The organism is Nostoc sp. UCD121 (assembly GCF_014222285.1).
In the GTDB taxonomy this organism is placed as follows: Bacteria; Cyanobacteriota; Cyanobacteriia; order Cyanobacteriales; family Nostocaceae; genus Nostoc.
Genome location: NZ_JACKZS010000050.1, coordinates 1 through 13,319 on the forward strand (window position 1 = coordinate 1; position 13,319 = coordinate 13,319).

Sequence of the window (13,319 nt, forward strand, 5' to 3'; positions counted from 1 at the left end):
GGGGAGCAGGGGGAGCAGGGGAAGAATAATAATTTCTGACAAATGACAAATGACAAAAATTCGTATTGGTAACGGCTACGATATCCATCGATTAGTGAGCGATCGCGCTTTGATTTTGGGTGGAATTCAAATTCCCCATGAACTGGGTTTATTAGGACACAGTGACGCTGATGTATTAACGCACGCAATTATGGATGCCATGCTTGGGGCATTATCTTTGGGAGATATTGGTCATTATTTTCCGCCAAGCGATCCCAAATGGGCGGGAGCAGATAGTTTAGTACTATTAACTCAAGTACATCAACTGATTCGGGATCAAGGCTGGCAGATAGGAAATATTGACTCGGTGATAGTAGCAGAACGTCCCAAATTAAAGCCGCATATTAACAATATGCGCGACAAACTAGCGGCGATTTTAGAATTAGAACCAAATCAAATTGGCATCAAAGCTACCACTAACGAAAAATTAGGCCCTGTTGGACGTGAGGAAGGTATATCTGCTTATGCTGTTGTCTTGCTTTTGAAAGAATAAAAATTATGAAATATTCGACAATCTTTCACATAATTAAGCGTTTTTGCTTACCAATAATTCTGGCTTCGGCAACAGCAATTACAGTTACCGCATGCAATCCATCTAACTTTAAAACCGCATCTGCACAAGTTCCACAGTTAGTTGTTTCTACTACGAGTGACCCTAAAACCTTTAACTACGCCCTCATCCAAGAATCTCCCAATATTTCTGGTTTCACTTATGAAGCATTAGCAACTCAAAACGGAATAACTAAAGAAATTGAGCCAGCTTTGGCTGAATCTTGGGAACTTTCCCCAGACAAACTGCGGTTTGTCTTTACCTTGCGAGAAGGATTGAAGTGGTCGGATGGTCAGCCATTAACAGCCGATGATGTCATTTTCTCTTTTAATGACATCTACATGAACAAGCGCATTCCCACTTATATCCAAGATGCTCTCCGAATTGGGAGCAGTAAAACTTTTCTCAAAGTCCGCAAAGTCGATGAACGCCGAGTAGAATTTATTCTGCCAGAACCGTTTGCTCCTTTTTTGCGATCGATTGCAGCAGGGGTAGGAATACTACCAGAACACGCCCTGCGTGCAGCAGTGGAAGCAAAAAACTCTGACGGTAAGCCAGTGTTTATGTCCACTTGGGGAACCGACACAGATCCGAAAAAAATTATTGTTAATGGCCCTTACGCAATCGAGAGTTATTCAACCAATCAACGCTTAACATTTCGGCGCAATCCTTACTACTGGCGCAAAAAAGATGCACAAGGAAAACCACTGCCATATATTGAGCGTGTAATTTGGCAAATTGTGGAATCGCCTGATACAGCTTTGCTGCAATTTCGTTCTGGAGGGTTAGATTTACTAGAAATTGGCCCTGGAAATTTTCAATTGCTCAAGCGTCAAGAAAAGCAGGGTAACTTTACTATTAAAAATGCTGGGCCTGACTCTGGGACAAGTTTTATAACTTTCAATCTCAACAAAGGTAGTCGCAATGGCAAGCCTGTTGTAGATCCCATTAAGTCCCGCATTTTTAACAACGTTGCTTTTAGACAGGCTGTCGCCTACGCTATCGATCGCCAAACGATGATCAACAACACTTTGCGGGGATTGGGTGAACCACAAGACTCTCCAATTTCTGTTCCCAGTCCCTATTATTTGTCTCCAACAGAAGGTTTAAAAACTTATGACTACAATCCCGAAAAAGCTAAACAAATTTTATTGGGAGCAGGATTTAAATATGATGAGAAAGGTCAACTTTTAGACGCGGATGGTAATCGAGTTCGCTTCACAATGATGGCTGTTGCTGGTAATAGACCAACAATTACACCGAAAATTCAACAGGATCTTGGCAAGATAGGCATTAAAGTTGATTTACAATTTCTTGACTTCAGTATTATTGGAGAAAAAATTTCTAACACCCTAGATTGGGAATGTTGGTATGGAGCTATCACTGGTGGTATTGAGCCGCAAGATGGTTTTAATGTCTGGTCTGTAGATGGTAACTTTCATGTATTTAACCAGAAAGCTCAAGCCGGACAGTCCCCAACAGTAGGTTGGAAAGCTACTGATTGGGAGCAGAAAATTGAAGACCTCTATATTCAAGGGGCAAGAGAATTCGATGAAACAAAACGTAAGGCTATCTATGCAGAAACCCAACAACTATCACAAGAGTATCTGCCTTTTATTCATCTATTCAATTCGCTGGCTTTAGTCGCCGTGCGTAATACCATTGAGAACGTAAAATACTCAGCGATAGGAAGTTACAATTGGAATATTTATGAACTAAAAGTAGTAGAAGATAAAAAAACTAGTTAATTTCCATGTATTATCAAGGCTCAACTTCATCATATCAGGTTCGCTTAAACACCTATAAGACCTGTAGCTGGGTTGAAGAACTATTTGTGTATTCAAAGTATGAAATTTTTTAGAAAAATATTTCTGGCAATTAAGCGTTTTTGGTTGCCAATAATTCTGGCTTCAGCAACAGCACTTACACTTACCGCCTGCAACCCAGCGAACTTTAAAAGCGCAGCGGCTCAAGTACCGCAACTCGTTACCGCAGTTTTGAGTGAGCCTTCAACTTTTAACTATGCTTTAAATGAGTCAGCATATAGCGTTTTTGGCTTCATCTATGACTCATTGATTAATGAGAATCCCCTAACCACAAAACTAGAACCTGCTTTAGCAGAAGCCTGGGAAGTTTCTGAAGATGGTCAGAGGATTGTAATCACCCTGCGAGAAGGAATTAAGTGGTCAGATGGTCAGCCAATGACTGCTGATGATGTTGTCTTTACTTACAACGAAATCTACCTCAACCCCAAAATTCCTACCTCCACCAAAGATGCTTTAAGAATTGGTGACAAGGGCACTTTGCCAAAGGTGAAAAAAATCGATGAGCGTAGAGTTGAATTCACCATACTAGAACCATTTGCTCCTTTTTTAAGATATGTAGGTGGCATCCCAATTATGCCAGCTCATGCTCTACAAAAAGCAGTTCGCACAATTGGATCTGATGGGAATTCTAAGTTTCTCTCGATGTGGGGAACAGGCACTGATCCTAAAGAAATTGTTGGTAATGGCCAATATATTATGGAAAGTTACGTTTCCAGTCAGCGAGTTATATTTCGGCGTAATCCATATTACTGGCGCAAAGATGCTCAGGGTAATCCTCAGCCTTATATTGAGCGTATTGTTTGGCAAATTATTGAATCTACTGAAAACCAGTTGATTAGTTTTCGCTCTGGGCAGTTAGATGATTTAGAAGTTCCTCCTGAAGGTTTTAGTTTGCTGAAGCGAGAAGAAAAACGGGCAAAGTTTGAAATTTATAATGGTGGGCCAGATACAAGTACGACTTTTATTGCTTTCAATCTTAGTAAAGCTAAAAATTCTCAGGGTAAACCTTTTGTAGACCCAATTAAATCTAGGTGGTTTAATAAAAAGGAATTCAGACAGGCTATAGCCTATGCACTCGACCGCGAAACGATGAAAATAAATGCTTTTCGGGGACTGGGTGAACTGCAAAACTCATTTGTTTATGTCAAAAGTCCCTACTTTCTGCCTCCAGAAAAAGGGTTAAAGGTATATAATTACGAACCAGATAAATCCAAGAAATTACTGTTAGAAGCTGGGTTCAAATATAATGCTCAAAATCAGCTTTTGGATGCTGATGGTAACAGAGTCAGATTTACAGTCTTAACTAATTCGGAAAGAAAAGTTAGAGGAGATATGGCATCTCAAATCAGACGGGATCTCGCTAATATTGGGATTCAAGTAGATTTGCAAATTCTCAGCTTCAATTCTTATCTAGAAAAACTCAAAGTTACGCAGAATTGGGATTGTTACCTGGGAGGATTTGCTGGAGGCGGTATTGAACCCCACAGCGCTAGCAATATCTGGAGAACTGCGGGTGCATCCCACGCATTTAATTTGGGGCCACAACCGGGAGATCCACCCATAACTGGCTGGGAAGTTTCCGACTGGGAAAAGGAAATTGACAGCCTTTACATTAAAGGCGCACAGGTATTAGATGAAAACAAGCGCAAGGAAATTTATTATGAATATCAGCGCATCGCCTCAGAACAGTTGCCGTTTATTCATTTAGTGGAAAGGTTGAATCTGCAAGCTGTGCGCGATCGCTTCCAAGGAATTCAATATACTGCTCTTGGTGGCCCATTTTGGAACCTCTACGAACTGAAAGTAACCGATTAGACATTGGGCACTTGTACTGAGTTTCGACTGCGCTCAACTACCGCGAAGCCGAAGTATTGGGCATTGGTTATTCACAAAGGACAAATGACAAATGACAAAGGACAAATAACCCATGACCAATGAAAAAACCTTGAGATCGCTACTCGAAGCGGTTGCCAATGGTGAAGTTACCCCAGATACGGCATTAGACTCACTCAAAGACTTAACTTATGAATCTGTAGGTGAGTTTGCCAAAATTGACCATCATCGCCAGCTAAGAACCGGTTTCCCAGAGGTGATTTGGGGCCCTGGTAAAACTCCAGACCAAATTGCTCAAATTATCGAAGTAATGCGCCTCCGCAATCCGGTGGTGATGGCGACTCGCATTGAACCGACAGTTAATACCGCACTGCAATCCAAAGTTAACGGCTTGCGATATTATGATTCGGCGCGAATTTGTGCGATCGCTCCCCCTACCATCGAACCACAATTTGCGGGTGAAATTGGCATTCTTTCTGCTGGTACTGCCGATTTAGCCGTTGCTGAAGAAGCTGCTGTCACTGCGGAACTTTCTGGTTTCCGGGTACAGCGCCTCTGGGATGTTGGCGTTGCTGGGATTCACCGCTTATTAAGTAATCGCCACCTGATTGAGTCAGCATCGGTGTTGATTGTCGTAGCGGGGATGGAAGGCGCTTTACCCAGCGTTGTCGCTGGTTTAGCGAGTTGTCCTGTAATTGCCGTACCTACCAGCATTGGCTATGGTGCGAGTTTTGGCGGGTTAGCACCTTTATTGACAATGCTTAACTCTTGTGCTGCGGGAGTAGGTGTAGTAAATATCGATAATGGTTTTGGTGCAGCAGTTTTGGCGGGGCAAATTTTGCGAACTGCCGAGAAATTGCGGTTGGCATCCGCTGAATCTTGAGTTAAGACTTTAAAGTTACACGCAATATTTCAGTACGTTATCAGTAATTTATCTGAAAAATAAACTGATCTGAAATTTGCCACCCCCAACCTCTTAATCACCAAATATGAGCCATCTCAGCGATTTGACATCTCAGCTACTTTGGCATTTGCCTGTAAATTTGACAGCCTTAGCACAAACAATTACCGATCCAGACTTGATGGGTCAGATTCAAAAATCTTGGAGCCACTTTATACAAACAGGTCAAGTGTGGGCATTGTTGATTGGTTTAGTCATTGGCTATATGATTCGGAATTTAACTAGCTACGGTTAAATTTAAAAGTTAGGAGTTGAAAGTGAGGAGTGAGAAGTTATAGGAGTTAAAAACTCATAACTGCTCACTCTTAACTCTTAATTCTCCCCCACCCTCTTGATATTTATGACCAAAGAACAAACTTGGAGCCAGAGGTTTGAATCAGCGTTGCATCCAGCGATCGCTCGTTTTAATGCCAGTATAGGTTTTGATATTGAATTAATAGAATACGATCTGACTGGTTCTCAAGCCCATGCCAAAATGCTAGCTCACACGGGCATTATCTCCTCAGAAGAAGGTGAGCAACTGGTTGCAGGTTTAGAACAAATCCGCCAAGAGTACCGCCAAGGTAGATTTCAGCCTGGTGTTGATGCAGAAGATGTACATTTTGCAGTTGAAAAGCGACTGACAGAAATTGTCGGCGATGTGGGTAAAAAACTGCATACAGCGCGATCGCGTAATGACCAAGTTGGTACTGATACTAGACTCTACCTCCGCGACCAAATCCAGCAAATTAAAAGCGAATTGCGAAAATTTCAAGGTGTTCTATTAGATATAGCTGAAAAGCACGTTGAAACTTTGATCCCAGGCTATACCCATCTCCAACGCGCTCAACCAGTGAGTTTAGCTCACCACCTCTTGGCATACTTTCAAATGGCGCAACGCGACTGGGAACGCTTAGGAGATGTTTCTCACCGTGTCAATATCTCACCTTTGGGGTGTGGTGCTTTAGCAGGAACTACTTTCCCCATCGATCGCCACTACACAGCCAAACTATTGGATTTTGACAATATTTATGCTAACAGCCTCGATGGAGTGAGCGATCGCGATTTTGCGATCGAATTCTTGTGTGCTGCTAGCTTGATTATGGTTCACCTCAGCCGCCTTGCCGAAGAAGTCATTCTTTGGTCATCTGAAGAATTCCGTTTTGTCACCCTCAAAGATAGCTGTGCCACAGGTTCCAGTATCATGCCCCAAAAGAAAAACCCCGATGTACCGGAACTCGTGCGGGGGAAAACAGGGCGTGTATTTGGTCATCTCCAGGCAATGCTGGTGATTATGAAAGGGCTACCTCTGGCATATAACAAAGACCTACAAGAAGATAAAGAAGGACTATTTGATAGTGTTAACACAGTTAAAGCATCTCTAGAAGCAATGACGATTTTGCTCAGAGAAGGCTTAGAATTTCGTACCCAGCGTCTAGCGGAAGCCGTAACCGAAGATTTTTCTAATGCTACCGATGTAGCAGATTATCTGGCAGCACGGGGCGTTCCTTTCCGGGAAGCTTACAACCTTGTGGGTAAGGTGGTAAAAACTAGTATTGCCGCAGGTAAACTCCTAAAAGATTTGGAATTGGCAGAGTGGCAACAACTACATCCGGCATTTGCAGCAGATATTTATGAGGCGATATCCCCCCGTCAAGTTGTAGCAGCCCGCAACAGTCACGGTGGTACTGGCTTTGTACAGGTTAGTAAAGCACTCATAGCGGCTCGCGCTCAAATGGATCAATAGGGGAATGGGAAGTAGAGAGCAGGGGAAGAAGAACTATTTATTATTGACCAATGCCCCATGCCCAATGCCCAATACCCAAAAATAAATAAGGGCGTACATTTGTACGCCCTAAACAATAAATAATCTATATAAAAAGGATTTAAGCAGACAGCTTAGTCAGTGTCAGCTGCTGTTGCTGCGCCTTCTTCTTCTTCACTCTTGGGTGGTCTTTGTTGGAACCTTCTCTGCATTCTTCCTGTCGTAGTTCGTTTACGAAACTTTCTGGCATACGCCTGGTTCCGTAGCGCCTTTTCTTTTTTCGGGTTACGGCGCTTGGCCATGTTCACCTCATTAAATAAACAACAAAAGAGTAGCAACTAGGCATCACGTAGGCAATATTAGCTACCAATGTTATTGATATACTTGTAGCCTAGTGCAGCAATCAATACGCTTTAAACAGTGTACTAGTCTACCGCGTTTTACCTTATTTTGTCAATAACAATTTAGAATTATCCCCACCAGCTAGACAAAAAATACATTTTATTAGATGCAAATACATCAAGAATATGTAAATTAGCTAACTAGTTGTTCTTGCAACAAACCAATGAAGAAGCTATCTCAAGACTGCTCGGAGTCAGACTTTTTACACAAAGAATTTGGCTGAGGTAAAAGATAACTGGGCTTGGGTTAAAGGTTTTTTATTTCCCATTTTCCCATTAACAAAGCAGTATTGGAAGCTATCCTACTAATAAAATTCAGTATTCGCTAGACCTCAAATAAATACATTGCTTTCAACTTCATTCAAAGCAAATGCAATAGGTACAAGCCAAATTGACCGTTTTCCCTATTCATGCAACAAAGCCTTCTATTGATGGTTTTAGGAAACTTTTTCAAGCTTATTATCAGTTAATTTAGATTGCTTATTACGTTTGAGTACTGAAGGGACACCAATAGTAGCGACGAGGGCAAATAAGCTAAGGATAGAGGTGGGTTCAGGGACAGTGATTATGCTTGCAGAAAAACTGATGGGTAACTCACTATCTTCCGTCCCCAAATTTTCAAAACCTGGTGTCAGTGGTGGAACAGAAAAAACTTCTAAATAACTTGGCGTTGGCAAAAAACTAGCGAAAAATGGACTAGAATAGTTTCCCCCCGATGTAGAATAACCAAAACCATCACCTGTTAATTGCTGAGTATTAAGACTAATTAAATTGTCAACATTAAAAGGTTCGTTTCCTGGTATTGGAGTGCCTACAGGTTGCAGACCAGTAATCGTTTCACCATTTCGTGTACCTGTAATTCCTAAAATCTGATAAAAACCCAAATCGTCAGGGGTGTTATCAGTAGTAAAAGTACCAATTGCCTCTATATCAGTACCAGAATAATTCCAATTCCAAGTTAAAGCAGAGGCGGTTTGCATTGTACCGAAAACCAATCCAGATATGGTGGTGAGGGCTATGGCAGATAGTAGAGCTAGATTTTTCATTGGGTTGTTTGTGCGATCGCTTTTAGCACACCAAAGGCGATCGCGGTTTTTGTAAAGGATTTTTGTATATTAAGCTTAATTAGCAAGAATTTGGTGGCAATCTCCAATACCACTTAATTGCCTCTTCAAAATTCAGAATTTAGACATACTTATTCAGATTAATTTTTTGAAGGTGCCTTGAAAAAATATTAATGATAGCTGGTTTGAGCAAAGCTAATGTTATTTGTAAACTGAAAAGTTTTCTAACTTAACAAATGGTATGTATATATAAATACAGTGCTTCTATTGAAAGTTAATGTTAAGATTAATGATATTCTACGTAAATCGTGAGAATAAAATCTCAAACCACAAACATTTTTGTATAAAACAAAACTCGACGAATTTTTATGAGTTGAGTTTATGTAAGTGGTAGAGAAATATAGAATACAACATATCAATTTTGAAGATTGAACGTTATTGCTTTTTTTCCGGCAGCTGTCCAGTCCACACGTAGCTTATGGCGTATTGGACAAACAGTATTGGGTATTATATTTCGTCATCCCATTACTGGTACTAGTATCATCCCAATTTTACCTGATGGTCGGATAGTACTGATCCGACGACGTGATGATGGTCTTTGGGCATTGCCTGGAGGCATGGTGGATTGGGGAGAAGATATTCCCAATACAGTCCGCCGGGAATTGATCGAAGAAACCGGGCTAGAATTGGTGAAAATCAACCGTTTGGTAGGAGTTTACTCTGCACCAGACCGCGACCCCAGAATCCATTCAATTTGTATTGCGGTTGAAGCCGAGGTGCATGGGACAATGGAGATTCAAGATACTTTGGAAGTCATGGAAATCCAAGCTTTTTCTCCCAATTTGCTACCTTCAGGACAGATGTCTCACGACCATACTAGGCAGTTGCAAGACTACTTAAATGGCTTGACAACACTGGCATAACAATAAATATTTTGTTATTAGTCATTGGTCATTTGTCCTTTGTCATTTTTCATTTGCCTCCAAAGTTCTGATTTAAGGAAGCTTCTCTACGAGAGGCTGCGCCCTAGGCGTAGCTATGCCGCAGGCTTTACGAGATGCTACGCTAACGGTTCAGACTTCTCTGTTTATAATTTTCCCAAAACTAATGACAAATGACTAATGACAAATGACTATTTATTATGGTGCTAAAAGTTAACTACTAAATTAAAATGAATACACTATTCCGTAACTCCCGGATAAAGCTCTCTCAAGGGCTTGTATTCTGGCGTGAAGTCGGTCAAAAAACTCCTATAATTTTTTTACATGGTGCTTGGAATGAAAGCAGTCAATGGTTATCTGTGATGGAGTCACTTGCACAAGATTTTCATTGTTTTGCACCTGATTTGTTAGGGTTTGGTGAGTCAGAAAATCCTAATATCCACCATTCAATAGATTTGCAAGTAGAGTGTTTAGCTGAATTTTTGCAAGCTGTCAAGCTAGAAAAAGTATATTTAGTAGGACATTCTCTTGGGGGTTGGATTGCTGCTAGTTATGCTTTAAAGTATCCTGAGAAAATCGATGGTTTGGTATTGCTTGCACCAGAGGGTGTAGAGATAGCAGGACAGGAAGAGTATTGCCGGAAGATGCGGCGATTATTGAATTATCCACCACTAATAGTTAAATTGTTGCGATCGCTAACTCCCTTAACTAAAATCCTGGGTTGGCATGAGAAAATTGCCCAAGACTTGCAGCTGCGTCAGTCGCTATTGCCTTATCCTAGAGGTTGCCAGTTACTTTTCAAACGGCGACAGATAGAAATTGAAGCGGAATTAGTGCAAAAGCGGCTTTATATGATAGATGTGCCGGTTTTTATTTTACAAGGTGGGCAAGATACACCAGATGCTTTAGCCAAAAGTCGGGTTTATGCTCAACTGATGCCGAAAGTTGAGTTGAAAATGATTTCCCATGCCGGAAATGATTTACCAGAATCTTGTGCTGGGGTTGTAGCACTTGAAATTCGGGAGTTTATTCAAGGAAATTAGTAATTACAGATATCCCTAAAAGAAGGTTTATTTATATTAATTAAATAAACGTCAGGAGCAATATAATGGCTAGGTCTTAAAACCGAAATTTTCATTTTTTGGCTCTGCGAAATACTTAATTTGGTCAGTTGCCTTAATCACCCATTACTATTTCCCGCATTCCCCAAAAAATTAAATTGGGTTCTACAAGCAAACGTGCTGTAATTTCAGGATACAAGGCTTGTAGATAGTTTAGTAATAAACTGCGATCTCCCCCTTTAATCGCAATTTTGCCATCAGGAGATAATTGCAACCACGCCTCAATAAATTCTTTAATTCCAGCTAATATTGTATAAACTACTCCACTCTGAATAGCCTCTATAGTGTTGATGGCAAAACGTGGTGGTAGAGATGGAAAATTTGGCATTTCTACTAATGGTAATTGTCCTGTTTTTTGACCGAGAGTTGCAAATTGCAAACCTAATCCCGGCAAAATTGCACCTCCAACTAGACACTCATTAGCATCCGCAGCCGTAAAAGTTAGTGCTGTCCCAGCATCAATCACCAACATTGGAAAACCCCAAATTTTTCCCGCCCCCCACAAAGCTAAAGCGCGGTCAATTCCTAGTGTGGAATAAATACCTTTTAGCGGTACTTTGTCTAATGTAATAACATGAGTATTTGGGTAAGTTTGCCAAATAGCAGTTTGACCTGGAACTACGGAGGCGATTAAGAGAGGGCAGAGGGGGAGAGTGTTTGTTAGAGATTTAAATTCGGGAAAAATTTTCTCTAGTAAATCATTCAGGGTTTGACATTCAGCCAACTGTTGTATGACAGACTCAGGAAGATAGTCAGTATCCCACGCTGAGTAAAGCGTCTCGCCAACAAACAACGCCCAATGTAGCCGAGAGTTCCCAATTTCCAACGCTAGCCAAATTTCCTCTCTGTGCGTCTGCGGTTTCACACTTTTAACTTTTTTAAGTCAGCCATAGATTTTTTAATAAAAATTAACATTCATCACGTGTCACAATAAAAGAAGAGGAACAAATACTCATTGTGTCAAGGAGGGAGTTATGGTAGCGCTCACCGAAAAAACTGAAAAACGGCTCACCATACAGACTGTAGAGATCGGTCAAGAGACGACGGCAATTCGCTCTTTAGACTGGGATCGCGATCGCTTCGATATTGAGTTTGGTCTGCAAAACGGTACTACTTATAACTCGTTTCTTATCCGTGGGGAGCAGACAGCTTTAGTTGATACCTCCCACGAAAAGTTTCGTCAACTATACTTTGATACGCTCACCGGACTAATCAAACCAACAGATATTGATTATCTAATTATCAGCCACACCGAGCCAGACCATAGCGGTTTAGTTAAAGATTTGCTGCTTATGGCTCCAGAAATTACCGTTGTCGGTTCTAAAGTGGCGATTCAGTTTCTTGAAGATTTCGTACATCAGCCATTTAAGCGGCGGATTGTGAAAAATGGCGATCGCTTAGATTTGGGCAACGGGCATGAATTTGAATTCGTAATTGCCCCCAATTTACATTGGCCGGATACCATTTTTAGCTTCGACCACAAAACCAAAACTCTCTATACCTGCGACGCTTTTGGGCTGCACTATTGCTCAGATAGCACCTTTGATGAAGACTTGGCGGCGATCGAAGAAGACTTTCACTATTACTACGATTGCTTGATGGGGCCGAATGCCCGCTCAGTTTTGTCTGCCCTGAAGCGGATGGGAGAACTAAAAACCATCAATATGATTGCCACAGGACACGGGCCATTATTATCTCACAACGTTGAGGAACTAGTTGGACGTTACCGCACTTGGAGTCAAACCCAAACCAAACCAGAAACGGTGATTGGGATATTTTACGTTTCCGAATACGGATATAGCGATCGCCTCGCGCAAGCAATTGCCAACGGCATCGGTAAAACCGGTGTCGCCGTGGAAATTGTCGATTTGGGATCTGAAGTCGATTTACAAGAACTGCGGGAACTAGTTAGCCGTTGTGCAGGGCTAATTGTTGGTCTACCTCCGGCTTCTGGTGCTGCGAGTATCCAATCTGCACTCAGCACAGTTTTAGGATCTGCCAAAGAAAAGCAAGCTATCGGTGTGTTTGAAACTGGCGGTGGCGATGATGAGCCGATAGATCCTTTGCTGAGTAAATTCCGTAATTTGGGCTTAATAACAGTTTTTCCAGCGATTCGGATTAAAGAAGCGCCTACAGAAAATACCTATAAGTTGTGTGAAGAAGCGGGTACAGACTTAGCTCAATGGGTAACACGCGATCGCAGCATCAAAGCGATGAAATCCCTTGGTGCTGACTTAGATAAAGCATTAGGTAGACTTAGCGGCGGACTGTATATCATCACTGCCAAAAAAGGCGATGTATCTAGTGCGATGTTAGCTTCGTGGGTGAATCAAGCTAGCTTCAAACCCTTGGGATTTTCCATTGCAGTAGCCAAAGATCGGGCAATTGAATCACTCATGCAAGTAGGCGATCGCTTTGTTCTCAACGTTTTAGAAGAAGGCAATTTCCAGCCACTCATGAAGCACTTTTTGAAACGGTTCGCCCCTGGTGCTGATCGCTTTGAAGGAGTAAGAACCCAGCCAGCCGAAAATGGTGCCCCCATCCTCAACGATGCCCTCGCGTACATGGAGTGCGAAGTCGTCAGTAGAATGGATTGCGGCGACCATTGGGCAGTATACAGCACCGTCTACGCCGGACGAGTTTCTAAACCCGATGCTTTAACTGCTGTGCATCACCGCAAAGTCGGAAATCACTATTAATAAGGGGAGCAGGGGAGCAGAGGAGCAGAGAGAATAATTAATAACCAATGCCCAATGCCCCATGCCCCATGCCCAATACTTCGGCTTCGCGGTAGTTGAGCGCAGTCGAAACTCAGTACAAGTGCCCAATGCCCAATAAA

At 41.8% G+C, this 13,319-nt stretch carries 12 protein-coding genes; 9 read left to right on the plus strand and 3 right to left on the minus strand.

Going from position 1 to position 13,319, the window contains the following annotated elements; all coding sequences use genetic code 11:
* The first annotated feature begins 49 nt into the window (after nt 1-49).
* The 6 genes from ispF to argH all read left to right on the plus strand — a co-directional run bounded on the left by ispF (nt 50) and on the right by argH (nt 6,935).
* Entirely contained in the window at nt 50-532 is a 483-nt protein-coding gene (gene ispF, locus GNF10_RS13155) for a 2-C-methyl-D-erythritol 2,4-cyclodiphosphate synthase (RefSeq protein ID WP_185580954.1), read from the plus strand.
* Nucleotides 533-537: 5 nt separating this feature from the next.
* The gene (locus GNF10_RS13160) at nt 538-2,337 is read left to right on the plus strand and encodes an ABC transporter substrate-binding protein (RefSeq protein ID WP_185580953.1); all 1,800 of its coding nucleotides are present in this window, start codon (nt 538-540) and stop codon (nt 2,335-2,337) included.
* 99 nt (nt 2,338-2,436) lie between these two features.
* Nucleotides 2,437-4,230: an ABC transporter substrate-binding protein gene (locus GNF10_RS13165; RefSeq protein WP_185580952.1), complete on the plus strand. Its 1,794-nt coding sequence runs from the start codon at nt 2,437-2,439 to the stop codon at nt 4,228-4,230.
* A gap of 112 nt (nt 4,231-4,342) precedes the next feature.
* On the plus strand, nt 4,343-5,131 hold the full coding sequence (gene larB, locus GNF10_RS13170) for a nickel pincer cofactor biosynthesis protein LarB (protein ID WP_185580951.1): 789 nt from the start codon (nt 4,343-4,345) through the stop codon (nt 5,129-5,131).
* Nucleotides 5,132-5,237: 106 nt separating this feature from the next.
* Nucleotides 5,238-5,444, plus strand: coding sequence for a hypothetical protein (locus GNF10_RS13175; protein ID WP_185580950.1), 207 nt, complete (start codon nt 5,238-5,240; stop codon nt 5,442-5,444).
* A gap of 105 nt (nt 5,445-5,549) precedes the next feature.
* Complete coding sequence (gene argH / locus GNF10_RS13180; RefSeq protein WP_185580949.1) at nt 5,550-6,935, plus strand: argininosuccinate lyase; 1,386 nt, start codon at nt 5,550-5,552, stop codon at nt 6,933-6,935.
* Between the two features lie 152 nt (nt 6,936-7,087).
* Here argH and GNF10_RS13185 read toward each other — a convergent pair whose 3' ends face one another.
* The gene (locus tag GNF10_RS13185) at nt 7,088-7,255 is read right to left on the minus strand and encodes a hypothetical protein (protein ID WP_012412073.1); all 168 of its coding nucleotides are present in this window, start codon (nt 7,253-7,255) and stop codon (nt 7,088-7,090) included.
* 536 nt (nt 7,256-7,791) lie between these two features.
* On the minus strand, nt 7,792-8,400 hold the full coding sequence (locus GNF10_RS13190; RefSeq protein WP_185580948.1) for a PEP-CTERM sorting domain-containing protein: 609 nt from the start codon (nt 8,398-8,400) through the stop codon (nt 7,792-7,794).
* A gap of 446 nt (nt 8,401-8,846) precedes the next feature.
* On the opposite strand from GNF10_RS13190, the gene GNF10_RS13195 reads away from it, so the two are divergent.
* A complete protein-coding gene (locus GNF10_RS13195) occupies nt 8,847-9,341 on the plus strand; it encodes an NUDIX hydrolase (protein ID WP_114084487.1) in 495 nt (164 codons plus the stop codon).
* A gap of 248 nt (nt 9,342-9,589) precedes the next feature.
* Nucleotides 9,590-10,402 carry an alpha/beta fold hydrolase gene (locus GNF10_RS13200; RefSeq protein ID WP_185581925.1) on the plus strand — a complete coding sequence of 271 codons (813 nt, stop codon included), beginning with the start codon at nt 9,590-9,592 and terminating at the stop codon, nt 10,400-10,402.
* Nucleotides 10,403-10,535: 133 nt separating this feature from the next.
* On the opposite strand, the gene GNF10_RS13205 is transcribed toward GNF10_RS13200, so the two are convergent.
* A complete protein-coding gene (locus tag GNF10_RS13205; protein WP_185581926.1) occupies nt 10,536-11,345 on the minus strand; it encodes a pantothenate kinase in 810 nt (269 codons plus the stop codon).
* A gap of 109 nt (nt 11,346-11,454) precedes the next feature.
* Here GNF10_RS13205 and GNF10_RS13210 point away from each other — a divergent pair, with 109 nt between their 5' ends.
* Nucleotides 11,455-13,179 carry a diflavin flavoprotein gene (locus GNF10_RS13210; protein ID WP_185581927.1) on the plus strand — a complete coding sequence of 575 codons (1,725 nt, stop codon included), beginning with the start codon at nt 11,455-11,457 and terminating at the stop codon, nt 13,177-13,179.
* Nucleotides 13,180-13,319: the final 140 nt, after the last annotated feature.

Excerpts from the sequence above, each read along its gene's own strand:
- GNF10_RS13200 (WP_185581925.1), top strand. The coding sequence starts at position 9,590 with ATGAATACACTATTCCGTAACTCCCGGATAAAGCTCTCTCAAGGGCTT.
- argH (WP_185580949.1), top strand. The coding sequence starts at position 5,550 with ATGACCAAAGAACAAACTTGGAGCCAGAGGTTTGAATCAGCGTTGCAT.
- ispF (WP_185580954.1), top strand. The coding sequence starts at position 50 with ATGACAAAAATTCGTATTGGTAACGGCTACGATATCCATCGATTAGTG.
- GNF10_RS13190 (WP_185580948.1), bottom strand. The coding sequence starts at position 8,400 with ATGAAAAATCTAGCTCTACTATCTGCCATAGCCCTCACCACCATATCT.
- GNF10_RS13210 (WP_185581927.1), top strand. The coding sequence starts at position 11,455 with ATGGTAGCGCTCACCGAAAAAACTGAAAAACGGCTCACCATACAGACT.
- GNF10_RS13165 (WP_185580952.1), top strand. The coding sequence starts at position 2,437 with ATGAAATTTTTTAGAAAAATATTTCTGGCAATTAAGCGTTTTTGGTTG.
- GNF10_RS13175 (WP_185580950.1), top strand. The coding sequence starts at position 5,238 with ATGAGCCATCTCAGCGATTTGACATCTCAGCTACTTTGGCATTTGCCT.
- larB (WP_185580951.1), top strand. The coding sequence starts at position 4,343 with ATGACCAATGAAAAAACCTTGAGATCGCTACTCGAAGCGGTTGCCAAT.
- GNF10_RS13160 (WP_185580953.1), top strand. The coding sequence starts at position 538 with ATGAAATATTCGACAATCTTTCACATAATTAAGCGTTTTTGCTTACCA.
- GNF10_RS13185 (WP_012412073.1), bottom strand. The coding sequence starts at position 7,255 with ATGGCCAAGCGCCGTAACCCGAAAAAAGAAAAGGCGCTACGGAACCAG.